This is a genomic window from Pseudomonas sp. SWRI51, from assembly GCF_014268825.1.
GTDB classification, from domain to species: Bacteria; Pseudomonadota; Gammaproteobacteria; order Pseudomonadales; family Pseudomonadaceae; genus Aquipseudomonas; species Aquipseudomonas farsensis.
The window spans coordinates 24997-51101 of the sequence record NZ_JABWRG010000026.1; the positions used below are offsets into that span (position 1 = coordinate 24997).

Genomic DNA, 26105 nt, shown 5'->3' on the forward strand with positions numbered 1-26105 from the left:
TGGATCAGACTTCGTCGGGGCTGCGCAGGTTGGTTACCGCGATACGCTGTTCGCGACGCAGGTCTTTCTGGGCGGGCATCTCGGCACGGTAAATGCCTTGATCACCGACAACCCAGGAAAGCGGGCGTCGCTCCTGGCCGATGGATTCCTGCAGCAGCATCAAGCCTTGCAGGAATGCCTCGGGGCGTGGCGGGCAGCCAGGCACGTACACGTCCACGGGGAGGAACTTGTCGACCCCCTGAACGACCGAGTAGATGTCGTACATGCCGCCGGAGTTGGCGCACGAACCCATGGAGATGACCCATTTGGGCTCGAGCATCTGCTCATAGAGGCGCTGGATGATCGGCGCCATCTTGATGAAGCAGGTACCGGCGATGACCATGAAGTCGGCCTGACGCGGCGATGCCCGGATGACTTCGGCGCCGAAGCGGGCGATGTCGTGGGGCGCCGTGAAGGCCGTGGTCATTTCCACGTAACAGCAGGACAGGCCGAAGTTGTACGGCCAGAGGGAGTTCTTGCGACCCCAGTTGACTGCCCCACGCAGAACATCTTCGAGTTTCCCCATGTAGATGTTCTTGTGGACCTGGTCCTCTAGCAGTTGATCGGTGACGGTTTCCCGTTCACCGACCGGGTACTGCTCGTTGGGTGCATCCGGATCGATTCTGGTGAGATTGTATTGCATGCCAAAGCCTCATTGTTTCAGCTTCGCTTGCCGCTTGCGACGACCTTCGGGAGCCCAATCGAGCGCCCCGACGCGCCAAAGGTAGACAAGACCTGCCAACAGAATTGCTATGAAAACGAGTGCTTCGACGAATCCGGTCCAGCCGCTTTCGCGGACGGACACAGACCATGCATACAGGAAGAGGGCTTCGATATCGAAGATCACGAACAGCATCGCGACCAGATAGAATTTTGCGGACAGGCGCAGGCGGGCGCTGCCAGTAGGCAGCATGCCGGATTCGAAGGGTTCGTTCTTGGCGCGGCCCCAGGCTTTGCTACCGAGCAGGCTGGACAGGCCGAGCATGAAGGCACACAGGCCGACGACACCCAGGAGGAAGATGGCAAAGCCCCAGTTGTGGGCCATGAGTCCTGCTGAATCGGACATGCTGAAATCCTTATACAGAGACCCAGCTCTGCAGTCTGAAATAAGTAGAGCGGCGACGCGGTGTCGCAGAAGCAGTGACCAAATGTCGCAGCTGAATCAATCGCGCTGATTTTATGGGTAAACCCTCAGCAAGTAAAATTTCCGAAGCAAATTTATTCGTAGATTTAAGAACAAAAAACCTTTGTAACTGGCTGAAAGCCTTGTAGTTCGGGCATTGCGTGCGGTTTTGTTAATTATGTTTCTTACCTGGCGTAATGGCGGCTTAGTTGCGGAATGATAATTAATATCATTTGAACTGCGCCGTATTCATTTGCCCCTTCTACGCCTTGTAAAGTTCGTCTGGCGAGCGACACCAATTGCAAATGGGAAAACCCCTCGTTCTAGCAGCTTCTTAGAATGCCTGCACTGCTCTGAGTCAACGCTTTGTCGGTTTTGCCGCTGCCGCGGCAGGCCGAGGTGCGGCAGAGCATGGCGCCGATGGCAAGGGCGTACAGCTCCACCGGTATAAACCGCGGGTCGAGCCCTTTGCTGGCAATCAAGCAGAGTACGCCGCCGCCGACCAGCACGGCGAACGCCAGCGCCGACACCGCGGGGCTCGGGTTGAGATTGCAGTAGCCGCGCAGGTAGGCCGGGCGTGCGCACAGGAAAGCAGCCAGGCCGCATAGGAACAGATCCTTCGGCCTGGCCAGCAGGGGCGGCGATGGCCAGTGCATATAAAGAGCAGTGGTGGCCAGGACGAGAATCATTGAGTGGCTTGGACATGGCATGGGCGGTCCTTGCTGGCGATGCTGCCTCAAGGATAGACCTAATCCGCAATGTTGCCTGTGCCGCCGATGAGGCCTTACAGGCAAAACAAAGCTCTGACAGTGGAACTGCTCGTCCTCTGTCGAACCAGTCAGTGCGGTCACCGACGATGCGCCACCTTAAATCACGATGGTCATGTGATCGACGTAGCCCGTGCCCACTTCCTGCTGGTGCGCCACCAAGGTGTAACCCTTGCTCGCGTCTCGTCGGCGAACGCCTGCTCCTGCAGCTTCACGTAGGCGGTCATGTCGTTGCGGGCGTAGTCGTGCGCCAGGTTGAACATGCCGTGTCACATGTGTGGATGCCGGCCATGGTGATGAACTGGTGCTTGTGGCCCGGCGCCCGCGGCTCGCGCTGGAATTTGGAAATGGTGGCGTCGTCCAGGTTCTTCTTTCAGTTGAGGGGCGGCGAGCAGTTCTGCGACAGCAGTTGGTCCGGGTATTTCTTCTAGATCGCCTCGGCGAAGTGGCGTGCTTCGTCCAGGTCGGGCCTGGCAGTTTCGCACCAGATCATGTCGGCGTACCAGATAGGTCACGGGTAGTGGCCCGGCCAGAGCTGTGGGGTGGCTGGTGGGAAGATGTGCTAAAAAATGGCGTGAATATATCTGGCCAATTTCAGATGCGGGGGAGAGGCTTTAGATGGGGCCAAGGTGAAGTGCAACAAACAGTTTCTGAGCGGGTACCGTTCTGGCTTAGATTGTTTAGGCGCTTTTGGGTGTGGGTTGGTTGTTTGATCTTTTCACTGGATATCACCTGAGGCATGAGTTTTCGCGTGTCTGGATGCTCTGCTTTTCTCTTGGGGTTGACCTTCCTGGTTGTAGGGTGTTGGTATTGCATCCGACCTTTGGATTGTTGAAAGGCAGCAAGTAATAATTTGTATTGGCTGCTGTAGGAAGTTTCCTTTTTCTTTGTAAGTAAAGTGTGCGTGCATGCTTAAGGGAGTGCTATGTCCGAGCAAAGGAATTTTTTCATCAATACCGCCCGCACTGTTGAGTTGGGGAGCGCGGCTTGGGAGCTCGCTCAAGATTCTGGCCTGACAGATCGCAGTGTGGCCCACTATCCATCCGGTCGCCTGCGTGACCAGGACGGGCATGTCTTCATGAATATGTGCTCATGCTCCTATCTGGGGCTGGAGACTGATAAGCGACTGGTCCAGCGGGCGGCTCGCTATGTATTGGAGAGTGGTACTGTCAACCTGCCGACCTCGCGCATTCGTATCCGTCTTCGTGAATTGGATGAACTGGAAGAGGCATTGTCATCGCATTTCAGTTGTCAAGCATTTACAGCTACATCCTGTAGTGCCGGAATTGTAGCTTCATTACCGTTACTCGCTGCCGGCATATTCACCAATGGAGTACGGCCCTATCTGGTTTTTGACAAGAATGCGCATTTTGCATTGAATCAGATGAAGGCTGTGTGCGGTGATGAAACACAGGTCGCTACATGCGAACATAATGATGTGCAGTTTTTGGAAGATATGTGCCGGCGTCATCGTCAGGTGGCTTATGTTGCCGATGGAGCTTATAGTATGGGTGGTGCTGCGCCCATTGAGCAGTTGCTTGGCTTGCAAGATAAGTACGGGCTGTTTCTTTATTTTGATGACTCTCATTCATTGAGCGCTTATGGAGAACAGGGCGAAGGTATTGTCCGCGCGCTAATGCCAGAAATAAACAGCAGGACTATTCTGGTTTATTCGTTGGCTAAGGCATTTGCTGCCAATGGCGGTGGCATCTTTATGTCTAAGCAGGCACCGTATCTAAAGGAGTTTCGTCGGTTTGGCGGGCCGATGTCCTATTCGCAGTATCTAAATCCAGCTGCGATCGGTGCAGCGATGGCCTCGCTGGAAATTCACCATAGTACCGAACTAGCAATCTTGCAGTGCAGGCTGGCCGACAATATCACGTTGTTCGACCAGCTAGTGCCAACCGAGTATACCGGCACACCATCGCCCATTCGTGTAATCCCGATGGCGAGTCCTGGCATGGCTGTCAAGGTATCCGAGGCTGTGTTCCAGAAAGGCTATTACACCTCCGCGGTCTTTTTTCCGATCGTCGCAAGGAATAAATCCGGCCTGCGGGTCATGCTGCGTGCAGACATGACCGAGCTAGACATCCACAGTTTCTGTTCGATCGTTGCGCAGCAGGTTCAGCAGTGGGGCGAGGCGCAGGAAGAACAGATGGAGGTGCATCCATGAGTTCATCCACCCCCCGGAGCCTGCTCTACTGCTCTGCCCTCTACCCAGGCCAATACTGCAAACGTGGGTTGAGCGACGTCATGGTCTTGGATATGGAGGATGGTGTGCCCCTTGGGCGGAAGGCTGAAGCACGGGAAAACCTTGAGCGATTTTTTGCCGAGCAGCCATCGGTCAGCACGGCGGTGCGCATCAACTCCCTGCGCAACAACGAGGGGTTGCGGGACCTGCTCTTGCTTAAGCGGTTGGAGCACCAGCCACAACAAGTAGTTATGACCATGCTTGAGTGTGCAAGCGAAATTGATGTCGTGCGCGCCAACGTAGCCCGCGAGGAAGGTATATCTCCCTTGGTGTTGGTCACAGTGGAGACCCCTTTATGCATACGTGACATCCACGCGGTGGCCCATCGTGCCGATGGTTTGATCTTCGGTTCCGCAGATTACGCGGCTAGTATGGGTGTGGATATTGGTGGTTGGGAGAACATGCTGCATGCACGTTCTTGCATTGTCGCCGCAGCGGCAGCAGCCAGCATTCCTGCATTCGATACTGCTTACTTTCATCTGGATGACGAGCCTGGGCTGTTGTGGGAAAGCTCGGCTGTCCGGGGGTTGGGCTTTAGCGGCAAGACCGCGATCCATCCGCGTCAGGTGGCTACCATCAACCAGGTCTTCAGTCCTTCGCCAGAGGAAATCCAAAGAGCCCGCGAAATTATCGAGGCTTCCCGCAGCAATGGCGACAAGATTACTCGGTTGAATGCGCGGATGATCGGGCCTCCGTTCGTCAAACAATCCACCAAGGTCATGCAGCGAGCCCAAGAACTGGGGCTCTTTGGAGTTTGGTAATGGAACCGATGATCACCGGGTATCAGCGAATTGCAGCAAACCGCTATCGGGAAGCCCCAGGTTTGTACTACGAGGCGTTCGTTGTCGGCGACCTGTTTGAGCATCGGCCAGGTCGGACCGTCACGGAGTTAGACAATATTTGGCAGTCCCTGATCAACATGAACAACCACCCCTCCCATGTCGATGCTCACTATGCACAGCATACCGAGTTCGGTCGTCTACTGGTCAACAGTTCGGTGACTTTGGCCATCATCAGTGGGATGACTGTCTCGACTTTAAGTGCGCGTGCGATCGCTAACTTGGGTTGGGACGAAATTCGCCTGCCGAACCCGGTGTTTGCAGGTGACACTCTCTATGCCGAGAGCGAAGTGCTGACAAAGCGACTTTCGGTCTCGCGGCCAGGACAAGGCATCGTTACGGTGCGGGTGACCGGTCGCAACCAAGATGGCTTGTCAGTTATTACCTACAGGCGAACTTTCCTGGTGCCGTGCGAAGCAAGTTCGCAGAGTTGCCAGATTGGTTGAGTCATAATGGTCGAGGATTCGGGCATGCTTCTACTTAATGCGCAAGATATTCGCGACTGCACTGATATCAAGGAGCTCTTGGCTGTGCTGGCAAGGGATTACCGAGCAAGCGCGCGCACGCCGGATAAGGTGCCTCCGCGGCATGTTATTGAGCATCCTGCGCACAAGGCTTTCTCCTTGTTCATGCCTGCTGTTCTCACTGATAGAAAGGTGATGGGGGTCAAGGTGTCGTCTTTCTTCCCAGGCAATGTCAATCGAGGGCTGCCGGCTATAAACGGCGCGGTTTTGCTACTCGATTCCTGTACCGGGCAGTTGCAAGCTATGCTCGATAGCTGTGCGCTTACGGCACTCCGCACTGCTGCCATGAGTGCGCTGGCCACCGACCGTCTCTGCCCAATCGCGCAACCAACACTGGCGATAATCGGGGCAGGGGTGCAGGCCAAGGCCCATATAGAGGCTATGGCTGCGATCCGAACATTGCGTAGGGTCAAGGTAGTGGCCAGAGACCTGGATCGCTGCCATGCCTTCGCTGTCTCCATGAGCGAACAGATTGGCGTGCCGGTAGAGGCTGTCAAGTCAGTCAAGCAGGCACTGCTTGATGCGGATATCGTCTGCACCACCACTTCCCACGATAAGCCATCCCCCCTGGTCCACCCTCATCAACTTAAGCGTGGGGTGCACATCAACGCTATCGGGGGCAGCACGCTGCAAGCCTGTGAAGTTGATCCTTGTTTGCTCAGTCAGGCGCTTATCCATGTTGACGACCCGCAGGCGGCAATGCATGAGTCAGGGGAAATCAGTCAGGCTCTGGCGCGTTCGCTCATCACTTCTGAGCAGGTCGTAGGGCTGGAGGTGGCGCTGCGAGAGCCTGCACTCCCATGGCAGGCGGCAACCAGCTACTTCCGATGTGTGGGTCATGCCAGTCAGGACATGATTGTTGCTATGCACCTGTACACCACTGCGTTGGAGCGGCAGTTGGGGCAGCGCTGCGACTACTTCCTCAGTTCCATGAAGAACCTTACCTAAGCGCACGGCAAATATGATTCCAATGGAAAAGGATAGGCACGTGAGAATTCTAATGATCGATTCATTACAGGTGAACTACCTCGAGCACAACGAGTTCGATGGTCTGCACGATGATGGCTGCGAGATCAAGGTGACCTGTACCCCAACGCCCGGGCAACTGGCATGGGCAGATGGCATCGTTGCATTCCATTCCGTAAGGGTTGATAACGCGCTGTTGGCTCAGGCGTCGCGATGTCGGGCGCTGGTGAAGGCAACCACGGGGGTGGATGATGTGGATATGGCTGCCTTAAGGGCTAAGGGGATCCGCTTTGCCAACGTCGGCCAGGTGGGGGTTGAGGAGGTGGCCGAACACAGCTTGGCGCTTGTGCTGCTAGCTCAGCGCAGGCTGCTTGAATACTTTCGACATACCCAGATGGGGGGGTGGTGCTGGCGTGAGTGCAATACACAGGCGCCAGGTGAGTTGCTCAAGTCATGCCATGAGACTGTGCTCGGCGTGTTGGGTTATAGCGCCATCGGCCAGGCAGTGGCCCGGCGTGCTGCTGTGTTTGGCTACCAAGTGAAATTCCATGATCCAGCGTTTGCGAACTGTCCTAATGGGGTGGCGCAGGCTTGTTCGTTTGAGGCCGTGCTGGCGCAAGCCGACATTCTGACGTTGCACCTACCGCTGACGCCGACGACTTACCATCTGTTCAATGAGTGCAATCTGGCCAGGCTCAAACCTGGCGCGGTACTGGTTAACACATCCCGAGGTGGGCTGATTGACACCGATAGTTTGTTGTCAGCACTGGATAGTGGGCAATTGAGGCAGGCCCTGCTTGATGTCGTCGAGCACGAGCCGGCGATCCCGTCAGCGCTGCGTGCACATGCGCGCGTGGCGCTGACGCCTCATGCGGCGTTTTGCAGCCAGCGGTCATTGTCGACCCTAAAGGCAAGGGCACTCAAAACTCTGCTGACGATGCTCGAGAAAGCACCGTCAGTGACCGACCAAGAGTGGTGGCCCCAAAATCAGGAGGGCGAAGCACATGTCTGAACCGATCAACGAGCGTAATCCTGAGGGGAATAGCGAGTTACCCGTCTGGTTCGAACGGAAAATCGCTCAAGACATACTGCTGTACGGGCAACGGTTGGCTGCTCGGCAACTGCTTATGAATACCCTTGGAAATATCGCGGTGCGGCGCCCATGCCCGCATCGTCGGCGCGATGTCATTTACACCAAGCACCTTGGTCTGTCACTGGAGGAGTGTGGGTTGGAGCATATTGTGGTGCTCGACTTGCTTACAGATGAGTTGATACACGGTGTGACAAGGCCAAGCGTGGGACACCGGATGCACCGAGAGATTTTCAGTTGTCGCCCAGACATAAATGCTACCGTGCACCTACACCCAAATGAAGTTCTGGCGTTCTTCTCGGTCATGCGATGGCGGGCAATGAAGTATGTCTCCAATGACACGGCCCTGGTGCTGGGCAAACCCCCTCGCATACTTGACGAGGGTGTGAATATCGAACTGGACATACATGCCATTTCTCAATGCGTGACTGAGACTAACTGCATCGTCATGCCAGGCCATGGCATCACCACCTTTGGGCGTAATCTCTCTGAAGCGTTTCATCGCGCCTTAGCCTTCACGGCGGAGGTCGGGCGTCTAATTGTTAGCCAGCAGTTGGCTGTCGCGAGTGGTTGCTCCGTGGTCTTTGCAAGTGAGGAGGAGGTTCGGCTCATGTATCGAAAGGGAGAGGAAATTATTTATGGAGGAGGTAACTTGTGAAGCTGCATTCGCACACCCTGGCTGCAGGGCACTGGAAAGCACCGGAGCGGGACTTCTCTTCTATTTTGCTCGATCTCAACGAGAATCAGTTTCTCGAGTCCTTCCTTGAGAAGTTTCTATCCGAAGCTTTGGCTCCTAGGGATCTATATACCTACCCTAACTACCGACAACTGCTCGACGCGCTCAGTGACTACTGTCAGGTCCCTCGCCAGAACCTTCTGTTGACCAATGGGGCCGATCAGGCTATCGATCTGGTGGTCCGTCTGGTGTTCGAGCCAGGCGCGCAGGTGGTTGTTCCATCCCCCGTTTTTTCGTTCTATTACCAGATGTTAGACGTCAATGGCGTGGAGGCGGTCATTGTGCCATACGAGCGGCGCGGGAAATTATTTCATCTTCCTTGCGATGTAGTGCTCGAAGCTTTGTCAGGTCGAGATGGGTTGATTTTGTGTAATCCGAATAATCCGTTGGGTGTGCAGATTGAGCCTGATGATCTACAGCGCTTGATAGCTCGCTGCGTTGAACTGAATAAACCAGTGATTGTTGATGAGTGCTATTATGAGTACCTCCGCCATTCTTGCCTTGGTATCTTCAGCGGCCTTGAGCAGTTGTTCGTTATCCGCTCGTTTTCCAAATATTTCGGATTGGCAGGTCTGCGTGTCGGCTATGTGGTGGCCAGCACGCATGCTGTCAGTCAGTTGCTCAAATTGCGTGGCCCTTGGGATATCAACCACGCGGCAGTCAAGGCAGCTCAGCATTGTCTAGCCAATTAGCCAGAACTCGCAGCGGCGCATGATCGCCAAGATATAGTGCGTACGCGGATTGTTGAGTGCTGCCAAGGCTTTGGAATCGGCGTTATCGATACCCTTGCCAACTTCTTGCTGCTCGATGACGGCCCCGATCAGCGTTTGGCCAAAGCATTGCACAAGGCGGGGATACGTTTCAGCGATTGCTCACAATATCCCCATGCTGGTTCATTGCTGACCAATGTGCTGCGAGTGGCAATTCCAAAGGGAGACGATCTGCAATCGTTCATCCAGGCTTTGAAAGAAGCATGAAACTAGCGTTAGGGGCAGGGATGCCCTGCACCAACAGTCACCGGCGTTAGCCTAGAAGTCGCAGGATGCAGATATGCCCATACAACAACAATATTCTTTGATCAGAAAACTCTATACCTCCCAACCGCGCGAGATGTTGCTCGACCTAAGTACGTTGCAACGCATTGGGATATCGAGCCAGAGGGCCGCCAGCTATGCCAGGAATGGTTGGCTGAATCGTGTGGCTCGAGGTATTTATGCCTTTCCAGATAATGAGCTGAGCCTTGCGGTGGGCTGCTGCTATCTGGAGCGTCAGATAACCTGCCTACATTTAGGCGGTGGCAGTGCGCTTCGCGAAGTATATGGGAGTGATACTTCACTAGTATTGTGGGGCGATGACCGGGCCTCATTGCCTCGTTGGTTTGTCGAGCGTTATTCGGTACGTTATGTATATGCGGGATTATTTGATTGGCGCGGCGATATAAAACTGCGCACTACGACACTTGAACGGCGGGACGGTGTGCTCAGGTCAATGCCTGAGCGTGCGTTGCTGGAGATGCTATATGAAGTCGGTAGCAATCGTGATTTATTGAAGGCTAGGGAGTATTTCTATTTCGTTGGCGAGGTCTGTCCTTTGGCCACTGGCCAACTACTCCAGTGTTGCACCAGCGTGAAGGCTGTGCGCTTATACCTGCGCTTGGCTCGTCAGGCGCAATTACTGGATGTCGATAAGTTACTGGGGCTCTGGAACATTCGAGTTGGAAGTGAGCGTCGCTGGATTTCAAGGCTGAAGGATGGCACGACATTGTGCCTCGGCCCTCATGGATAGTGTCGTAGGCCATAGCATTAAGCGAATGACTCCGATGATGCATAAGGTGGCACTGCTAAAGTCGCTATTTGTCCTGACCAACGGAGTCGGTTCGTTTGCGGCGTTATTCATGAGTCGGCACTTCGCTTTGGCAGATGCTGAATTGGCGACAATGGTGTCGCTGATGATCATCAGCTATCTGGCCGGAAACCTGCTTGGTGGCCAACTGCCGGGGCGTATGGGTAGCCGAATTCTTTTGTTGGGCTGCTCGTCAACGGCGCTACTCGCGCTGTTGGGTAGCTTACTGCCGATTTTACCCATCGCTATGGGGATGATTTTGCTTTTTATGTTCAATGCGGGTGCTATCACACCGCTTTTCAGTGTGATGACGGCCCAGGCGGCACCGTCCGGCGATCAGGTGGGGGCCTTTGCATATCTCCATCTCGCCAGTAATGCGGGTGGTGTCTTACTGTTTGTCGTAGGAGGCGTCCTGCTTAGTTTGCAGAGCCAGTATCTCTTGTGGTTTACCGCAGTGATTAGCCTGGTTTGCCTGGTGACGAGCGCTGTCTTGACCCTGCCGATGGTTGAGAGTCATCTCGATACTCATAAGGATGCGCAGTTTGAGTCAAAGAGTGTGCCCATACCTGCGGTGGTGATCTTGGCGGGTGTGATGTTCTTCGTATTGTCCTTGCTCGATGGCCAGCGCGAATACCAGTTTCCGCTCTGGTTAGGAGCATTGGGGGTAGGTGATGCGGCTCATTTGTTTGGAGTAGCAGGTATTGTCAATGGGTTACTAGTCATCGTACTAACTCGACCGTTGATCGCCTTGAGTCGCCGTTGCTCTGCCATGGCCAACATGGCGCTAGCTGCGATCTGCTACGGCATTGGTTTCGGCGCCTATGCTTTGCTCGAGACTTGGCCAGCAATATTGCTGATGGTGGTGGTCTGGACCCTGGGCGAAATCATCGGCATCACGTACATGGCGACCTTGATTGCCCAGCGAGCGCCGCGGTTGCAACAAGGTTTTTTGTTTTCATTGATACCTGTGATTCAAGCTGCTGCACGAGTGCTATGCGTGACCCTAGCTGTGCCGATGCTGGATGGCCTTGGCTTCAATGTTACTTGGGCAAGTTTTGGTTGCGCTGGTGTGATTTTTGGCGTGGCCTGTCTATTTCTTCAGCGTGCAAGACTTGATCAATGACAGAGAGGCTTGAAGGTATGAGCAAGGTGGTTGTTATTACTGGTGGCAACTCCGGTATCGGAGAGGCGTGTGCTTGGAAATTTGCCAGAGAGCAATGCACAGTTATTGTGTGCGGACGAGATCATGTTAGGAACGTCCGTGTATGTGAGAGTATCAACAGGGGAGCGGGGTGTGCGCATCCATACTCGGTTGATTTGCGTAGCCCCATCGAGTTGGCCGATCTCTTCAAGCAACTGGCTCTCGATCATCCACCTATAAATTGTCTCGTAAATAGCATTGGTATTGATGGTCGATCGTTTACAATGACCGAGGATTATCCCGATGCTGATTTCGAAGATGTCATGTCCACCAATGTAAGTGCGCCATGGCGATGCATGAAGGCTGTGTTGCCTGCAATGCGTGAAGCGGGGTATGGCAGTATTGTCAATGTCGCCTCGCTGGCAGGCCTGAATGCCAGTGTGACGGGTGGTTCTGTATACACCGCCAGCAAGCACGCCCTAGTTGGAATTACCAAGGCCGTTGCAAAGGAATATGCCCCTTATGGTGTGCGGGTCAGTGCCGTTTGCCCGGGGTTTGTGTCAACGCCATTGGCAAGGCATGTGTTGGGAAGCCAGTTTGATGACGTGTGCGCATCGCAGCCCATGGGACGAGTCTGTGAAGCTTATGAAGTTGCTGAGCTTGTGTACTGGCTTAGCTCCGACGCAGCTTCTTACGTAACTGGTGTGGCGGTACCAATCGATGGTGGATTCCGTGCTTAGGATTTGCTTGGAGTTTTGATGGGCGTCTGTAATGCCTTATTTCATCTGGGTAGTGTTGCATGAAAGAGGCCCGGGGCTTTTACAAGCTCCGGGCCTTCGTCTAACCGCAACCCACCATCAGTGGAACTGCTCTTCCTCGGTAGAGCCGGTCAGCGCCGTCACCGACGATGCGCCACCTTGAATCACGGTGGTCATGTCATCGAAGTAGCCCGTGCCCACTTCCTGCTGGTGCGCAACGAAGGTGTAACCCTTGCTCGCGTCGGCGAACTCCTGCTCTTGCAGCTTCACGTAGGCGGTCATGTCGTTGCGGGCGTAGTCGTGCGCCAGGTTGAACATGCCGTGCCACATGTTGTGTATGCCGGCCAGGGTGATGAACTGGTGCTTGTAGCCCATCGCCGACAGCTCGCGCTGGAATTTGGCAATGGTGGCGTCGTCCAGGTTCTTCTTCCAGTTGAAGGACGGCGAGCAGTTGTACGACAGCAGTTGGTCCGGGTATTCCTTCTTGATCGCCTCGGCGAAGCGGCGTGCTTCATCAAGGTCGGGCTTGGCGGTTTCGCACCAGATCAGGTCGGCATACGGGGCGTAGGCCAGGCCGCGGGAGATTGCCTGGTCGAGGCCTGCGCGCACCTTGTAGAAGCCCTCACGGGTGCGCTCGCCATTGACGAATGGCTGGTCGTACGGGTCGCAGTCGCTTGTCAGCAGGTCGGCGGCGTTGGCATCGGTACGGGCCAGGATGATGGTCGGCACCCCGGCAACGTCCGCAGCCAGTCGCGCGGCGATCAGCTTCTGTACAGCTTCCTGGGTGGGTACCAGCACCTTGCCACCCATGTGACCGCATTTCTTGACAGAGGCCAGCTGGTCTTCGAAGTGCACGCCGGCAGCACCTGCCTCGATCATGTTCTTCATCAGTTCGTAGGCGTTGAGCACGCCGCCGAAACCGGCTTCGGCGTCAGCCACGATGGGCGCGAAGTAGTCGATGTAGCCTTCGTCGCCCGGGTTCTTGCCGGCTTTCCACTGGATCTGGTCGGCGCGGCGGAACGAGTTGTTGATGCGCTTGACCACGGTCGGTACGGAGTCGACCGGATACAGCGACTGGTCGGGGTACATGGACTCGGCCGAGTTGTTGTCGGCGGCCACCTGCCAGCCCGACAGATAAATAGCCTGGATACCGGCCTTGACCTGCTGCACGGCTTGGCCGCCGGTCAGGGCGCCCATGCAGTTGACGAAGTCTTTGTCAGGGCGGAAGGACGGGTGGGCACCCTGGGTGACCAGCTTCCACAGTTTCTCTGCGCCATGGCGCGCCAGGGTGTGCTCTGGCTGCATCGAGCCACGCAGACGAACGACATCGGCGGCGGTGTAGGTACGAGTCACGCCTTTCCAGCGCGGGTTTTCGGCCCAGTCTTTCTCGAGGGCTGCAATTTGCTGTTCGCGTGTCAGTGCCATGGAAATAAACCTCGTCGCATCGATCTTGAGATAGTTGTGCTGATGCCCGAAAACGCGGTTCAGAGTGCCTGACGGCTGGAGGAGGGTGCGGCGGCGACGGGAAGGTGCGAAGGGGAAGGGGGAGCAGTCGGGCGTGGCGGTGCAGTGCAGGTTGGCTCGTGGATGCCGTGCTGCCTTGCGACGCGGTTGCCAGTGCTGCGGTAATGCGCTTCCGTCCCTCGGGACAACTTCTTCGTTGCAGTCGCAACCTTGTCGAACCGCCTTGTGGGCTGTATGGACACGAAGCGCCTGCGCAGGTGGTGGCAGGACGCTCCGAAGACCCTTGCCAGGGCCTCTGATCAGCGGGAGCGGGGCCATCATGCCCTTGGGAAAAACACCCTGTCAAACGTTTTGTAGTGCTTTTATGGGTCTACTACATCTTTGGTCTAATACGACTTGGCAGTCAGTTTAGAGGCCTCTGGTCGAGGCCTTGAATTGCCTGGATTCACTCCACCAGGTCGACTTTTACCCGCAAAGTCATGTTTTCACCGCGCTGGGTGCTGTAACTCAGGCTGGAGGCACTGCGCCCGGCCTGGCTTTGCTGATTGAAGCCCGCCAGCGTGATCCACTCGCCCAGGCGCCCGGTGACGGTTGTGTCGGTGCTCTGCACTTTCACTACATCCTGGCGTTCCTGGCTCATTCGGTCATTATTGGTGCTTATTTGCAGACGAACCGTGTCGCCGCTCAGGCTGGGAGTTACGTAGAAGCCCTGGGTCACGTTGCGGTATTCGGTGTTGCTCTGCACCCGCCCGTAACCATCGGTGGAGCTGCTGGTGACGGGCACGCTCTGGCCCACTTGGATCAGCGCCGGCTGGCCTTCGCTGGCCTGAACCTGTTGCATGCCACCTTCGCGGTTGGCCGTGCCGTAGCGGATCACCCGGGCGTCGCCGCGGTTGTCCTGGAAGTTGCTGTCGTCGTTGTCGACGCTTATCAGCAGGCGCTTGGGCGCGGTGTCGAGCTGTTGCAGCAAGGTGCGCAGGTCGTCGATGCGCTGCTGCGGCGCGTTGACGATGAGCTTGTTCTCGAAGGTGCTGACGGTGCCATCCTTGCCGATGAACGACTGGGCGGTGGGCAGCAGTTCGGCGCTGGCTCGATGTTGTAGCGCGATGACCTCGGTGGCGGCCTGCGCGGTGAGGCTTGCAGTGAGGAGCAGCGAGGCGAAAAGAGGGCGTAGCGGCATGTCCATGATCTCCGCGGGTTGAACATGCATGATGGCAAATTTGTCAGCATCTTGCCGGTTGTGAATCACAACGGCGCAAATCAATGGGTGATGGTTGCCGCCTGACAAATTCCGTAACATCGCGCCCTCGATTTCAAGCCACCCCACACGTCACGCTCCAGCGCGCCGTGCTGCTCACAGGACCTTCATGAAACCCGCTCGTCTACGCGCCGACCTGCTCGCCGGCCTTACCACCTCGTTTGCGCTCGTGCCCGAGTGCATCGCCTTTGCCCTGGTGGCGCACCTCAACCCGCTGATGGGCCTTTATGGGGCCTTCATCATTTGCACCCTGACAGCGCTGTTTGGTGGCCGCCCCGGCATGATCAGCGGCGCTGCTGGCTCCATGGCGGTGGTGATCGTGGCGCTGGTGGTCCAGCACGGCGTGCAGTACCTGTTGGCCACGGTGCTGTTGGGCGGGGTGGTGATGATGCTGTTCGGCGCCCTGCGCCTGGGCAAGCTGGTGCGGTTGGTGCCGTACCCGGTGATGCTCGGCTTCGTCAACGGCTTGGCCATTGTCATCGCCCTGGCCCAGCTTGAGCATTTCAAGGAGGGCGAGCATTGGCTCAGCGGCATGCCGCTGTACCTGATGATTGGACTGGTGGCGCTGACCATGCTGGTGGTCTATGTGCTACCCAGGCTCACCCGTGCGGTGCCGCCGGCTTTGGTGGCAATCCTGGGTGTTGGCCTGGCGGTGTATCTGCTCGGCCTGCCAACGCGAACCCTTGGCGACATGGCCCACATCGCCGGCGGCCTGCCGGCACTCAAGCTGCCGGACGTTGCCTGGAATCTCGAGACCCTGAAGATCATCGCGCCCTATGCCCTGCTGATGGCAATGGTCGGCCTGCTGGAAACCCTGCTGACGCTCAACCTGACCGACGAAATCACCGAAAGCCGGGGCTTCCCTGACCGTGAGTGCGTGGCGCTGGGGGCGGCGAATATGGTTTCGGGGTTGTGTGGCGGCATGGGCGGCTGCGCGATGATTGGCCAGACGGTGATCAACCTCAGTTCCAACGGGCGCGGGCGGTTGTCCGGCGTGGTCGCAGGGGTGATGATCCTGCTGTTCGTGTTGTTCTTGTCGCCGCTGATCGAGCGCATACCGCTGGCTGCACTGGTTGGGGTGATGTTCGTGGTCGCCCAGCAGACATTCGCCTGGGCCTCGTTGCGGGTGCTGCACAAGGTGCCGGTCAGCGATGTGCTGGCGATCATCGCGGTGACCGTGGTGACGGTGTTCACGGACCTTGCCACCGCCGTGCTGTTCGGCATCGTTATCGCGGCGGTCAATTTCGCCTGGCAGCATGCACGCGAGCTGTACGCAGACAGCCACGAAGATGCCGAGGGCAGCAAGCACTACCACGTACATGGCACGCTATTCTTTGCCTCGACCACGCCGTTTCTGAACCAGTTCGACCCCGCGGCAGACCCGGCCAACGTCACCTTGGACTGCCAGCACCTGAGCTTCGTCGATTATTCGGCGGTGGCGGCGTTGCAGACCCTGCGTGAGCGTTATGCCAAAGCGGGCAAGCATCTGCGTGTGGTGCATTTGTCCGAACGCTGCAAGAAGCTGCTGAAGCGGGCAGGGGAGCAGCACTAGGGTCTGTCCGGCCAACTCCGAAGTCACCCTGGCCAGCCCGGAGCAGCCTTGCCTGGGCCTGCGCGCGAGATCATGGTTTTGCGGGAGCGGGCGCTGGTGTCCTGACGCCGGGCGAGGGCGCCGCTACCTCACTGAACACCACCCCCATCTCGGTCAGCAACTCGGCGCGGGTGGCGGCCGAAGAGTCGCGGTAACCGCTCAGGTCACGGTATGCCGTCAGCGCCTGGGTTGTGGCCAGATCCCTTGTCCCTTGGCGCCATAGCCAGGGCAGCAACTGCAATCGTGCCCGGATCTGGTCAGAGGGGCTGTCGGCCGGCAGATGGTCGATCATGGCCACCGCTTGGTCCAGCAGTGCTGGCTCGGGTTGTTTCAGGCCCGCTTGCCGGGCCAGGTCCAGGAGCTTGGCCAGGGTGCTGATGTCCTCAAGGCTGCGCGGCGTGCCGGCGGCGGGTTCCAGGGCCTGGAATGCCTGCCGGTAGCTGGCGCTGAAGTCCTGGTGGGCTTGCCACTGCAGTTGAGCCACCTGCTGCCAGGCGCTGGCCTGCTCCAGCGCAGATTGCTCGATCGGGCGTTCGGCGAAATAGCGCGCGGTGGGCAGGTCATTACGCTGGCTGGCATCCTCGATCAGCTTTGGCCACAGGCGGGCGCCGTAATGGGTGTTGCCGTCCTGGGGCGCGGCGGCGAGCAGCGCATAGGCTTGGTCCGGGGCGCCAGTGATAGCCAGGCGGGTCATGTTCAGATAGGGCGTCAAGGGCTCTGGCAGCGAGGCTCTGCCGGCCTTGAGCGCCAACAAATTGAGCTGGCTGAGGACGTAGCCATTGCGCGAGTCGCGCAGTTGACCGGTGGCCTCGATCCCTTGGTCGACAAAACCCAGAGCCTGGGTCTTGTCGCCCATTTTCAAGGCCAGCTCGGCCAGGCCGAGCCAGTTGAAGGCGGCATTTTCTCGATCGCGCGCAAGGGCCTGGGTCACCGGGCTGATCATCCAGCTGCGGGTATGTTGCGGGCTGCGCTGCATCGCGTAGATCATCCGGTCGTAACTGCCGAGCTTGTGCGCATACTCCAGCGCCAAAGCAAGCAACGCACGGGCCTGTGTCTCGTCGCCCGCGCCGCAGTAGTGCAGTGCCAGCCACATGAAGGCTCCGGTGCTGGCGGTGCTGTCACGCTCGGCCTGTTGCCGGGCAATGTCCAGCGCCTGACCCAGCAACGCTTCACGGCGCGCCGCGCTTACCTGTGGCAGCTCTGCCACTTCCACCAGCCGATAGGGCTGCGAGCCAGCATAAAGACCGGCGATGGTGTTGAGGGCGTCATCGACAAAACCGGCCCTGGCCTGGGCCAGCGGGAGTGATGAATCAATATTTTTCTCCTGGCCGGCCTCGAGCAGCACGGCACGGGCCGCCTGGTGCCAGTCGTGGCGGGCGATCAGGGTCTCGGCATTGCTGGCATGGGCAAGCAGTGGCAGGCAGGTGAGCAGCAGGGTGGTCAGCGTCCGTGCGAGGGGGTTCAATAGCGGGTCTCCGAAGGTTTAACGAGTAGGGTGGCAGGCTAGGTTTTGTACGTAAAGTGCCTGCACTCGGCCATGCTGCGTTAAAAACCGGCTTGTCTGGCCGTCGCGCAGACACATTTCAGACAGACCCTAAGGCCAGTCATCCATGCGGTTACTGGCAAAACGACTGGGCTCGGTTTGTTTCGCCACGATCGCCGTAGCAATGATGGGGCCGACAACGCGATTGCGTCTTCCTTGGCTGTCGTTTTGAGCCGCCTGCTCAGACCTGCTGTGGAAGGCAGAGGATTGTGCTTTGAACTATGCTTTTTCATGGACTCGCCCCCGCTGCCGTTGGTTTCTTCGAACGCCACCGTGGCACTGTGATGCCTCGGCGGGGGCGAGTCCATCGATTACAGGGGCGTCAAGGCGCGATATAGAGCAGGCAAACATCACTCCCCACGGTTCTTCTTCACAATCCCCTCGGCAATGTTCGCCGGGGCCTCGGCATAGCGGGTGAACTCCATCGAGAAGCTCGCCCGGCCCTGGCTCATCGAGCGCATCGAAGTGGCATAACCAAACATCTCGCCAAGCGGCACCTCGGCCCGGATCACCTTGCCTGCGGGGGTCTCGTCGCCGTCCTGAATAATCCCGCGGCGGCGGCTCAGGTCACCCAGGATATCGCCCTGGTATTCCTCGGGTGTGACCACTTCGACCTTCATCACCGGCTCAAGCAGCACCGCGCCGCCTTTCTGTGACAGTTGCTTGGTGGCCATGGAGGCAGCGATCTTGTAGGCCATTTCGTTGGAGTCGACGTCGTGGTAAGAGCCGTCGAACACCGCAGCCTTGAGGTTGATCAGCGGGTAGCCGGCGAGCACGCCGTTCTTCATCTGCTCCTCGATGCCTTTCTGGATGGCCGGGATGTATTCGCGCGGCACCACGCCGCCGACAATCTCGTTGACGAACTCCAAGCCTTCCTTGCCCTCGTCGCCCGGTGCGAAACGGATCCAGCAATGGCCATACTGGCCGCGCCCGCCCGACTGGCGCACGAAGCGCCCCTCGATCTCGCAGGTATTGCGGATCTTCTCGCGGTACGCCACCTGTGGCTTGCCGATATTGGCTTCGACGCTGAACTCGCGGCGCATGCGGTCGACGATGATGTCCAGGTGCAGCTCACCCATGCCAGAGATGATGGTCTGCCCGGTCTCTTCGTCGGTGCGCACGCGAAACGAAGGGTCCTCCTGGGCCAGTTTGCCCAAGGCGATGCCCATCTTTTCCTGATCGGCCTTGGTTTTGGGTTCCACCGCCACTGAAATGACCGGGTCCGGGAAGTCCATGCGCTCAAGGATGATCGGTTTTTCCAGGTCGCACAGGGTGTCGCCGGTGGTCACATCTTTCATGCCGATCAGTGCGGCGATGTCGCCTGCGCACACGTCCTTGATCTCGGCGCGCTGGTTGGCGTGCATTTGCACCATGCGGCCGATGCGCTCCTTCTTGCCTTTGACCGAGTTGAGCACTGCATTGCCTGAACTAAGTACGCCGGAATACACCCGGGCGAAGGTCAGGGTGCCGACGAACGGGTCGGTGGCGATCTTGAACGCCAGGGCTGAAAACGGCTCGTGGTCGTCGGCATGGCGTTCCAGGTGCCGGCTTTCGTCGTCGGGGTGGGTGCCCTTGACCGCTGGGATCTCCGAGGGCGCGGGCAGGTAGTCGATGACCGCGTCGAGCATCAGCGGCACGCCCTTGTTCTTGAACGACGAGCCGAGGATGGTCGGCACGATTTCATTGGCGATGGTGCGCTGGCGCAGGGCCGCTTTTATTTCCTCGGTGGTCAGCTCTTCACCTTCGAGGTACTTGGCGGTCAGCACGTCGTTAGCCTCGGCGGCGGCTTCGACCATATGGTCGCGCCATTCATCAGCCAGTGCCTGAAGCTCTGCAGGGATGGCCTCTTCGCGGTAGCTGGTGCCGTTATCGGCATCGTTCCAGTAGATGGCTTTCATCTTCACCAGGTCGATCTGCCCAACGAAGTGTTCTTCACTGCCGATAGCCAGCTGGATCGGCACCGGGTGATGGCCCAGGCGCTGGTCGATCTGCTTGACCACCCGCAGAAAGTCCGCACCCTGGCGGTCCATCTTGTTGATGTAGGCCAGGCGCGGCACGTTGTATTTGTTGGCCTGGCGCCAGACCGTTTCGGATTGCGGCTCAACCCCGTCGGCACCGCTGAACACCACGACCGCGCCGTCGAGCACGCGCAGCGAGCGCTCTACCTCGATGGTGAAATCGACGTGGCCGGGGGTATCGATGATGTTGAAACGGTATTTGTCGGCGAACTGCTTGGTCGAGCCTTGCCAGAACGCCGTGGTAGCCGCAGAGGTGATGGTGATGCCGCGTTCCTGCTCCTGCGCCATCCAGTCCATGGTCGCTGCACCGTCATGCACTTCGCCCATCTTGTGGTTGACACCGGTGTAGAACAGGATCCGCTCGGTGGTAGTGGTCTTGCCGGCATCGACGTGGGCGACGATGCCGATGTTGCGGTACAGCTCGATGGGGGTTGTGCGGGCCATGGCGGGTCACCTGCAGGTGAGGATTAACCCACGGTAGCAGAGCCGGGGAATCCTGCCGTGGCCGCCGTCGGTCAGTCGGCGAGCAGCTGTAAATGCCACTGGCCATCGCTTTCGCGGGCCAGGCCACTGGCTGGCAGCAGCGCCAGCAGGCGCGCGTGCAGGGAGGGCTCGGTGAACGACGTGAGTGTGGTCATGTCGAGTGGGCCGACGGTGACTAGGTCAGCCTTGGTGTACGACAACCAGGCTTTTTTCAGCATCAGCAGCACATCGCTACCGGCGGTATTGGCAAAGCGCCGGTTCAGCGTGCGGCCTTCGATTTCGAAGGTGTGGCGGTGGGTGTAGCCGGCTTCGTCGCCTGCACGTTCGATGCAGCGGTGGCAGCGGCAGGCGCCATCGGCAAAGGCATTGCGCAGGTAATTGTTGAAGTCCACGACGGGCTTGAGGGTCAGGCGTTTGTCGACCTCGAACAGGTCGGCGATCAGGTGTTGTTCGGCGCTCACTCGGTATCCTCGCGTGGTGGGGCATGCATCGGCGGGCACAATACCAGCCGACGCACGCTTGGACCAACGCTGATTGAGGCTGCTAGCCCCTGGTAATACCAGCTTTGATCACTTGAAGGTGCAGTCCGCAGGGTTGGCAGACTTGCAGAAGTTGTTACTCCAGTTACCTTTTGCCGGTTGTTTGGACGCTTTGAGCTGCATGCGAGCGCCGCCACGTTCATCGGCTTCGTAATCGCAGAGCACGGCACCCTCTTTGATTTTTACAGCGGTGAACTTGAACGTCTTCAGGTCGTGTTCGTCGGCCATCGGGTTTTCGCCCGTCCAGCCCCCGGCTGCCATGTAGGCAAAGCCGGTGCCCTCGGGCTTCTGGGTGACTGTCGAGGCTTCAGGGCAGGATTGGGCGACGGCCTGGCCGGCAACCAGCAGCAGGGCGACAGCAGGGAACAGCGTGAACTTGAGCATTTACGGATACCTTGGCGATTGGATGAGGTAGCCATGCTATTGAAACGGCTGTCCCGCCATAATTGGCAGTTGCGCATAGAGGCTGTGGGACGAGTCGCCAGCACAGGTCAGGCAGGGCCTTTAAATCAGGGGAGTTGGTTTTTTTTCTCGCAGCGGCGCCAGCACTGCCTTACTCTGGCGGCCTTATTGGCACATGCCGTTTTGTCGAGGACACAGAGTTTGAGCAACAAGTACCCCTACACCGCCACCGTCACTGTTAGCTGCGAGGACCGTGGCGGCGACGTCGAGGCTTCGGAAAACACCAACCAGCGCATAGGCCTGGAGGCGGTGACCGAAACCCTGAAAAAGGTGCATTTCGTCGGTACGCTCGCGGCCCCGGAAAAACCCGCCTCGCACATCTGCGTCACCTTGGACAACGGCCTCACCTATTACGGCCCGATCGTCAACGGCCATGCCGAGCTCGAAGGCGGCTGGATCGCCTTTGAATGCGACATGCTGACCCCCGAAGAGCTGGGCCTGTAACGCCTAACCCAGTTCTGCCAGGCACTGTTCGAGGATATCCAGGCCTTCCTCGAGCACCTGCGGCTCGGTGGTCAGCGGCGCCAACAGGCGGATGATATGCCGCGCCTTGCCGCTTGGCATCAGCAACAACCCCTTGCTGCGAGCGCTTTCCAGCACCTTCGCCAATTGCGCGGGCGCCGGGCTGCCGTCGGCGTTGACCAATTCGATACCGCGCATCGCACCAATGCCGGTCAAGCGCCCGACAAAGCGGCTCAGCCCTGAAGCCTTCCAGTGCGCATGGCGCCTGACGATGGCTTGTTCCTGGCGTTCTCCCCAGGTGGCAAGGTTGGCATCGGTCATCTGCGCAAGGCTGGCCAGCGCTGCTGCACAGGCAATCGGGTTGCCCGAATAGGTGCCACCCAGCCCGCCCTTGGGCAACGCGCCCATCAGTTCTGTGCGCCCCACCAATGCCCCCAGCGGCATGCCGCCAGCGATGCTCTTGGCCAGCAATAGCAGGTCAGGCTCGATGCCAAGCCGAGGGAAGGCGAAGCGCTGGCCGGTGCGGCCGAAGCCGGACTGGATCTCGTCGATGATGATCAGGATGCCGTGCTCGTCGCAAAAGCGCCGCAGCGCCTGGGCGAACGCCGGGTCCAGCGCGAGGAAGCCGCCTTCGCCCTGGACCGGTTCAACAATGAACGCAGCCACGTCTTCCACCGCCAATTCCACGCTGAACAGGCGCTCCATGGCCTTGAGCGCCTGCTCGCAGGTGACCCCGGTGTCGGCACTGGGGTAGGGCAGGTGATAGACCGGCCCGGGCAGCTCGCCGACGCGCTGCTTATAGGGCGCGACCTTGCCATTGAGGTTGAGGGTGGCCAGGGTGCGGCCGTGGAAAGCGCCGTCAAAGGCGATGATGGCGCGCTTGCCGGTGGCGCCGCGGGCGACCTTCAGGGCGTTTTCTGCCGCTTCGGCACCGCTATTGGTGAGCATGCCCGCCAGCGGGTAGCTCAACGGCACGAAGCTGCGCAGTTGCTCCATCAGGTCCAGATAAGGGCCGTGGGGCGCTGCGTTGAAGGCGTAGTGGGTCAGGCGCGTGGCCTGTTGCTGGATGGCTTCGACCACAGCCGGGTTGCAGTGGCCCAGGTTGAGTACCCCGATACCGCCAACAAAGTCGATGTAACGCTTGCCGGTCGTGTCCCAGACTTCGGCATTGCGGCCATGGGAAAGTGTGATTGGGTGAACGATGGCGATGGATTGACTGATACTTTCCTGGTTCATGTGCACGCGGGCCTTGTTCGAGTTTGTTTATATCCAAACGCGCGGCGGGGTTGCACTGCAAACGAATTAATGGATTGCGATCATTCCTTGGATTCGCGAAGTTGTGCTTGCTGTTGATCATTGGTGCAAGCCTGTACCGCCCCCATCGCAGGCTGGCGCCAGCTCCCACAGGAATCTGCAGGCATCAATATCGCGGCTCTGCACGGCCCCTGTGGGAGCTGGCGCCAGCCTGCGATGAGGGCGGTACAGGCTTATGCGTACTCGTCCGCCACCCGTTCGCCAATCCACTGCACGAATGCGCGCACCTTGGGCACTTCGGCAGCGTGTTCGGCATGGGCCATGAAATGCCGGCCATTGCTGGCCACCGGGTGGTCCCAGGCGATCACCAGCTTGCCTTCGGCCAGCTCCTCGGCCACCAGGTAGCGCGGGATGAGCGCAATACCGCAGCCGGCAATAGCGGCGCGGATGCACAGGTAGAACGTGTCGAAGCGTGGCCCGTGGTAGCTGTTCTGGCTATGCAGGCCCAAACCCAGAAACCACTCATGCCAGGCCTCGGGGCGCGAAGCGCATTGCAGCAGGCGGTGCGCAGTCAGCGCCTCGGCGCTGGTAAAGCGTTGCTGGGCCAGCACCCCAGGCGCGCACACCGGCACCACGGTTTCGCTGAACAGCTCGATGCAAGTTGCCCCCGGCCAGGTGCCCTGGCCAAAAAAGAAGGCGATGTCGGCCTTGGCCTGCACCAGGTCGAACGGCTCCAGTTCGTTGCGAATGTCCAGGTGAATGCGTGGGTGGCGCTCGCCAAAGCCCTTGAGCCGAGGTACCAGCCAACGCGCTCCGAAGGTTGGCTGGGTGGCGATGCGCAGCACTTCGGTCTCATCGCCGTAGCTGAGGATGTAGCGGCTGGAAATATCGATCTGGGTGAGGATCTTGTTCACTTCGGCCAGGTACAGCGCGCCAGCCGGCGTCAGGTGCAGGCGCCGGCGGATACGCTGGAACAGCGGGTGCGCAAGCATGTCCTCCAGTTGCGCCACCTGCTTGCTCACCGCGCTCTGGGTCAGGTGCAGTTCCTGGGCTGCGCGGGTGAAGCTCAGGTGCCGGGCAGCGGCTTCGAAGCACTGCAGGGCGGTGGTGGACGGCATCAGGCGTTTGGACATGGCAGTGCGTTAACCCGGCAAAATGGAAGGAGTTCATTCGCTATTGGAATGATGTGCTTCGAAAAGGTCGTTTGTTGACCTTGCCTCATAGATTAATACTGATCTGCGTCAACCATGACAACCGGTCATGCGAAGAGGAGGGCAACACCGCTACCGGCGTTATACAAAAACAACAAAGTAGTTATCCGACTTACAGAATTCTGCTTCAACTTTCAGCCGTCGGTACGGCGGCCGACCCATTCGAGGGTTCCCCATGGTATCGCCCAACAACAAGAAACAGCGTTCCCTGCAACACGGCCTGACCTCCCGTCAGGTGTCGATGATTTCCATCGCCGGCATCATTGGCGCGGGGTTGTTCATCGGCTCCTCCAATGCCATCGCCACCGCTGGTCCGGCCATCCTGATCTCCTACGCAATGACCGGCCTGCTGGTGCTGCTGGTAATGCGCATGCTCGGCGAAATGGCCATCGCCAACCCCAACAGCGGCTCGTTCTCCACCTACGCATCCGAAGCCATCGGCCCATGGGCCGGGTTCACCATTGGCTGGCTGTACTGGTGGTTCTGGGTGTTGATCATCCCGGTCGAGGCCATTGCCGGGGCCGATATCCTGCATGCGTGGTTCCCTGAAGTGCCGTCGTGGCTGTTCGCATTCCTGATCATGCTGGTGCTGTCGTGCTCCAACCTGATCAGCGTGAAGAACTTCGGTGCCTTCGAGTACTGGTTCGCATTGGTCAAGGTGGTTGCGATCATCGCCTTCATCGTGGTCTGCAGCCTGGCAGTGTTAGGTTTCTGGCCGCTGGCCGAGGTGTCGGGCGTCAGCCGGCTGTGGGATAGCGGCGGGTTCATGCCCAATGGCTTTGGCACGGTGCTGGGTGGGGTGCTGATCACCATCTTCTCGTTCTTTGGTGCCGAGATCGTCACCATCGCCGCAGACGAAACCGCCAACCCGAAAGAGAAGATTCGCCGTGCCACCAACCTTGTGGTGTATCGCATTGCCATCTTCTACCTGGCGTCCATCTTCCTGGTGGTATCGCTGGTGGCCTGGAACGATCCCGAACTCAAGGCGGTAGGTTCGTTCCAGCGTGTGCTCGAGGTGCTCAACGTGCCGGGTGCCAAGCTGCTGGTGGATATCGTGGTGCTGGTGGCGGTAACCAGTTGCATGAACTCGGGGTTGTACACGGCTTCGCGGATGCTCTATTCGCTGGGTGCGCGCGGGCAGGCGTTGAGCATGACCAAACGTATCTCCGGCGCTGGCGTGCCCACGGTGGCGGTGATTTTCTCGACCTTGGCAGGCTTTGCCGGGTGCCTAGTGAACTATGTGTTCCCTGGCAAGGTGTTTGGCTTCCTGCTGTCGACCACAGGCGCCATCGCTTTGCTGGTGTACCTGGTGATCGCTGTGTCGCAACTGCGCATGCGTGCCCGTGCAGAGCGTGAAGGGCGTACGCCTGAGCTGAAGATGTGGCTATTCCCGTGGCTGACGTGGCTGGTGATCGGCACGATTGTCATGGTGCTGGGCTACATGCTGTTCAGCGATGCGTACCGCTATGAAACGCTGATGACTGCCGGGGTGACGTTGTTCATCTTGCTGGTGTCGTTGACCCAGCGGCGGGGCAAGGTGGGGGCAGTCCAGGCCGTTTGAGACAGCGGGGGCCGCTTTGCGGCCCATCGCGGCACAAGGCCGCTCCTACAGGGGAATGCGTTTTCTGTGGGAGATCACCCAGCCCTTCCGGGCTGCGCTGCCGCGCAGAGAACCGGGCAACGTGGGAGCGGGCTTGCCCCGCGATGCGATGTTGGCAGTGCTATCGCTATCGCGGGGCAAGCC

Annotated in this window: 25 protein-coding genes and 1 pseudogene; 14 read left to right on the top strand and 12 right to left on the bottom strand. The window is 58.6% G+C overall.

The window, feature by feature from the left end; translation table 11 throughout:
* Positions 1–4: 4 nt before the first annotated feature.
* The 4 genes and pseudogenes from HU720_RS10840 to HU720_RS10855 all read right to left on the bottom strand — a co-directional run.
* Complete coding sequence (locus HU720_RS10840; protein WP_012313769.1) at positions 5–682, bottom strand: NADH-quinone oxidoreductase subunit B; 678 nt, start codon at positions 680–682, stop codon at positions 5–7.
* A 9-nt stretch (positions 683–691) separates the two neighbouring features.
* The gene (locus HU720_RS10845) at positions 692–1105 is read right to left on the bottom strand and encodes an NADH-quinone oxidoreductase subunit A (protein ID WP_186519924.1); all 414 of its coding nucleotides are present in this window, start codon (positions 1103–1105) and stop codon (positions 692–694) included.
* Between the two features lie 380 nt (positions 1106–1485).
* On the bottom strand, positions 1486–1851 hold the full coding sequence (locus tag HU720_RS10850; RefSeq protein ID WP_186519925.1) for a lysoplasmalogenase family protein: 366 nt from the start codon (positions 1849–1851) through the stop codon (positions 1486–1488).
* A 177-nt stretch (positions 1852–2028) separates the two neighbouring features.
* Positions 2029–2431: pseudogene (locus HU720_RS10855) on the bottom strand (isocitrate lyase); the annotation flags it as partial.
* A 423-nt stretch (positions 2432–2854) separates the two neighbouring features.
* Between HU720_RS10855 and HU720_RS10860 the strand changes: the two are divergent.
* From HU720_RS10860 to HU720_RS10910, 11 genes are all read left to right on the top strand, one after another.
* Positions 2855–4102: an aminotransferase class I/II-fold pyridoxal phosphate-dependent enzyme gene (locus HU720_RS10860; protein ID WP_186519926.1), complete on the top strand. Its 1248-nt coding sequence runs from the start codon at positions 2855–2857 to the stop codon at positions 4100–4102.
* A complete protein-coding gene (locus HU720_RS10865) occupies positions 4099–4941 on the top strand; it encodes a CoA ester lyase (RefSeq protein WP_186519927.1) in 843 nt (280 codons plus the stop codon). The genes HU720_RS10860 and HU720_RS10865 overlap by 4 nt, the downstream gene beginning before the upstream one ends.
* Positions 4941–5465: a MaoC family dehydratase gene (locus HU720_RS10870; RefSeq protein WP_186519928.1), complete on the top strand. Its 525-nt coding sequence runs from the start codon at positions 4941–4943 to the stop codon at positions 5463–5465. The genes HU720_RS10865 and HU720_RS10870 overlap by 1 nt, the downstream gene beginning before the upstream one ends.
* A gap of 24 nt (positions 5466–5489) precedes the next feature.
* The gene (locus HU720_RS10875) at positions 5490–6491 is read left to right on the top strand and encodes an ornithine cyclodeaminase family protein (protein ID WP_186519929.1); all 1002 of its coding nucleotides are present in this window, start codon (positions 5490–5492) and stop codon (positions 6489–6491) included.
* 52 nt (positions 6492–6543) lie between these two features.
* On the top strand, positions 6544–7521 hold the full coding sequence (locus tag HU720_RS10880; RefSeq protein ID WP_186519930.1) for an NAD(P)-dependent oxidoreductase: 978 nt from the start codon (positions 6544–6546) through the stop codon (positions 7519–7521).
* Positions 7514–8257, top strand: a complete 744-nt coding sequence (locus HU720_RS10885; protein ID WP_186519931.1) for a class II aldolase/adducin family protein — start codon at positions 7514–7516, stop codon at positions 8255–8257. Before HU720_RS10880 ends, HU720_RS10885 begins: the two co-directional genes overlap by 8 nt.
* Positions 8254–9027 (top strand): histidinol-phosphate transaminase, encoded by a 774-nt coding sequence (locus tag HU720_RS10890; protein WP_186519932.1) that lies wholly within the window; start codon positions 8254–8256, stop codon positions 9025–9027. Before HU720_RS10885 ends, HU720_RS10890 begins: the two co-directional genes overlap by 4 nt.
* Positions 9028–9063: 36 nt before the next feature.
* On the top strand, positions 9064–9312 hold the full coding sequence (locus HU720_RS10895; protein WP_186519933.1) for a hypothetical protein: 249 nt from the start codon (positions 9064–9066) through the stop codon (positions 9310–9312).
* A gap of 73 nt (positions 9313–9385) precedes the next feature.
* Positions 9386–10120 (top strand): type IV toxin-antitoxin system AbiEi family antitoxin domain-containing protein, encoded by a 735-nt coding sequence (locus tag HU720_RS10900; RefSeq protein WP_186519934.1) that lies wholly within the window; start codon positions 9386–9388, stop codon positions 10118–10120.
* A gap of 25 nt (positions 10121–10145) precedes the next feature.
* Positions 10146–11300 (top strand): MFS transporter, encoded by a 1155-nt coding sequence (locus HU720_RS10905; RefSeq protein WP_186519935.1) that lies wholly within the window; start codon positions 10146–10148, stop codon positions 11298–11300.
* Positions 11301–11317: 17 nt separating this feature from the next.
* A complete protein-coding gene (locus HU720_RS10910; protein ID WP_186519936.1) occupies positions 11318–12058 on the top strand; it encodes an SDR family oxidoreductase in 741 nt (246 codons plus the stop codon).
* A 117-nt stretch (positions 12059–12175) separates the two neighbouring features.
* Here the strand turns inward: HU720_RS10910 and aceA are convergent, their stop codons facing one another.
* Both aceA and HU720_RS10920 read right to left on the bottom strand, forming a co-directional pair.
* Positions 12176–13501, bottom strand: a complete 1326-nt coding sequence (gene aceA, locus HU720_RS10915) for an isocitrate lyase (RefSeq protein WP_186519937.1) — start codon at positions 13499–13501, stop codon at positions 12176–12178.
* 484 nt (positions 13502–13985) lie between these two features.
* The gene (locus HU720_RS10920; RefSeq protein WP_238337683.1) at positions 13986–14720 is read right to left on the bottom strand and encodes a secretin N-terminal domain-containing protein; all 735 of its coding nucleotides are present in this window, start codon (positions 14718–14720) and stop codon (positions 13986–13988) included.
* A gap of 187 nt (positions 14721–14907) precedes the next feature.
* Here HU720_RS10920 and HU720_RS10925 point away from each other — a divergent pair, with 187 nt between their 5' ends.
* The gene (locus HU720_RS10925) at positions 14908–16350 is read left to right on the top strand and encodes a SulP family inorganic anion transporter (protein WP_186519939.1); all 1443 of its coding nucleotides are present in this window, start codon (positions 14908–14910) and stop codon (positions 16348–16350) included.
* Between the two features lie 70 nt (positions 16351–16420).
* Here HU720_RS10925 and HU720_RS10930 read toward each other — a convergent pair whose 3' ends face one another.
* The 4 genes from HU720_RS10930 to HU720_RS10945 all read right to left on the bottom strand — a co-directional run bounded on the left by HU720_RS10930 (position 16421) and on the right by HU720_RS10945 (position 21356).
* Complete coding sequence (locus HU720_RS10930; RefSeq protein WP_186519940.1) at positions 16421–17854, bottom strand: hypothetical protein; 1434 nt, start codon at positions 17852–17854, stop codon at positions 16421–16423.
* Between the two features lie 428 nt (positions 17855–18282).
* Positions 18283–20394, bottom strand: coding sequence for an elongation factor G (gene fusA / locus HU720_RS10935; RefSeq protein ID WP_186519941.1), 2112 nt, complete (start codon positions 20392–20394; stop codon positions 18283–18285).
* Between the two features lie 71 nt (positions 20395–20465).
* Positions 20466–20894 (bottom strand): hypothetical protein, encoded by a 429-nt coding sequence (locus HU720_RS10940; RefSeq protein WP_186519942.1) that lies wholly within the window; start codon positions 20892–20894, stop codon positions 20466–20468.
* A gap of 108 nt (positions 20895–21002) precedes the next feature.
* Positions 21003–21356 (bottom strand): DUF3757 domain-containing protein, encoded by a 354-nt coding sequence (locus HU720_RS10945; protein WP_186519943.1) that lies wholly within the window; start codon positions 21354–21356, stop codon positions 21003–21005.
* A gap of 219 nt (positions 21357–21575) precedes the next feature.
* Here HU720_RS10945 and HU720_RS10950 point away from each other — a divergent pair, with 219 nt between their 5' ends.
* Positions 21576–21878 (top strand): hypothetical protein, encoded by a 303-nt coding sequence (locus HU720_RS10950; protein WP_186519944.1) that lies wholly within the window; start codon positions 21576–21578, stop codon positions 21876–21878.
* A gap of 3 nt (positions 21879–21881) precedes the next feature.
* On the opposite strand, the gene HU720_RS10955 is transcribed toward HU720_RS10950, so the two are convergent.
* The gene (locus tag HU720_RS10955; RefSeq protein WP_186519945.1) at positions 21882–23132 is read right to left on the bottom strand and encodes an aspartate aminotransferase family protein; all 1251 of its coding nucleotides are present in this window, start codon (positions 23130–23132) and stop codon (positions 21882–21884) included.
* A 251-nt stretch (positions 23133–23383) separates the two neighbouring features.
* Positions 23384–24283 carry a transcriptional regulator GcvA gene (gene gcvA / locus HU720_RS10960; RefSeq protein WP_186519946.1) on the bottom strand — a complete coding sequence of 300 codons (900 nt, stop codon included), beginning with the start codon at positions 24281–24283 and terminating at the stop codon, positions 23384–23386.
* Positions 24284–24536: 253 nt separating this feature from the next.
* On the opposite strand from gcvA, the gene HU720_RS10965 reads away from it, so the two are divergent.
* Positions 24537–25922: an amino acid permease gene (locus HU720_RS10965; protein ID WP_186519947.1), complete on the top strand. Its 1386-nt coding sequence runs from the start codon at positions 24537–24539 to the stop codon at positions 25920–25922.
* Positions 25923–26105 lie beyond the last annotated feature (183 nt).

What these genes read in the sequence shown, in the direction of transcription:
- HU720_RS10880 (WP_186519930.1), top strand. Translation starts at nt 6,544, where the DNA reads ATGATCGATTCATTACAGGTGAACTACCTCGAGCACAACGAGTTCGAT.
- HU720_RS10850 (WP_186519925.1), bottom strand. Translation starts at nt 1,851, where the DNA reads ATGATTCTCGTCCTGGCCACCACTGCTCTTTATATGCACTGGCCATCG.
- HU720_RS10875 (WP_186519929.1), top strand. Translation starts at nt 5,490, where the DNA reads ATGCTTCTACTTAATGCGCAAGATATTCGCGACTGCACTGATATCAAG.
- HU720_RS10955 (WP_186519945.1), bottom strand. Translation starts at nt 23,132, where the DNA reads ATGAACCAGGAAAGTATCAGTCAATCCATCGCCATCGTTCACCCAATC.
- HU720_RS10860 (WP_186519926.1), top strand. Translation starts at nt 2,855, where the DNA reads ATGTCCGAGCAAAGGAATTTTTTCATCAATACCGCCCGCACTGTTGAG.
- HU720_RS10885 (WP_186519931.1), top strand. Translation starts at nt 7,514, where the DNA reads ATGTCTGAACCGATCAACGAGCGTAATCCTGAGGGGAATAGCGAGTTA.
- HU720_RS10870 (WP_186519928.1), top strand. Translation starts at nt 4,941, where the DNA reads ATGGAACCGATGATCACCGGGTATCAGCGAATTGCAGCAAACCGCTAT.
- HU720_RS10900 (WP_186519934.1), top strand. Translation starts at nt 9,386, where the DNA reads ATGCCCATACAACAACAATATTCTTTGATCAGAAAACTCTATACCTCC.
- fusA (WP_186519941.1), bottom strand. Translation starts at nt 20,394, where the DNA reads ATGGCCCGCACAACCCCCATCGAGCTGTACCGCAACATCGGCATCGTC.
- HU720_RS10945 (WP_186519943.1), bottom strand. Translation starts at nt 21,356, where the DNA reads ATGCTCAAGTTCACGCTGTTCCCTGCTGTCGCCCTGCTGCTGGTTGCC.
- HU720_RS10845 (WP_186519924.1), bottom strand. Translation starts at nt 1,105, where the DNA reads ATGTCCGATTCAGCAGGACTCATGGCCCACAACTGGGGCTTTGCCATC.
- HU720_RS10840 (WP_012313769.1), bottom strand. Translation starts at nt 682, where the DNA reads ATGCAATACAATCTCACCAGAATCGATCCGGATGCACCCAACGAGCAG.
- HU720_RS10910 (WP_186519936.1), top strand. Translation starts at nt 11,318, where the DNA reads ATGAGCAAGGTGGTTGTTATTACTGGTGGCAACTCCGGTATCGGAGAG.
- HU720_RS10965 (WP_186519947.1), top strand. Translation starts at nt 24,537, where the DNA reads ATGGTATCGCCCAACAACAAGAAACAGCGTTCCCTGCAACACGGCCTG.
- HU720_RS10865 (WP_186519927.1), top strand. Translation starts at nt 4,099, where the DNA reads ATGAGTTCATCCACCCCCCGGAGCCTGCTCTACTGCTCTGCCCTCTAC.
- aceA (WP_186519937.1), bottom strand. Translation starts at nt 13,501, where the DNA reads ATGGCACTGACACGCGAACAGCAAATTGCAGCCCTCGAGAAAGACTGG.
- HU720_RS10925 (WP_186519939.1), top strand. Translation starts at nt 14,908, where the DNA reads ATGAAACCCGCTCGTCTACGCGCCGACCTGCTCGCCGGCCTTACCACC.
- HU720_RS10905 (WP_186519935.1), top strand. Translation starts at nt 10,146, where the DNA reads ATGACTCCGATGATGCATAAGGTGGCACTGCTAAAGTCGCTATTTGTC.
- HU720_RS10920 (WP_238337683.1), bottom strand. Translation starts at nt 14,720, where the DNA reads ATGCCGCTACGCCCTCTTTTCGCCTCGCTGCTCCTCACTGCAAGCCTC.
- gcvA (WP_186519946.1), bottom strand. Translation starts at nt 24,283, where the DNA reads ATGTCCAAACGCCTGATGCCGTCCACCACCGCCCTGCAGTGCTTCGAA.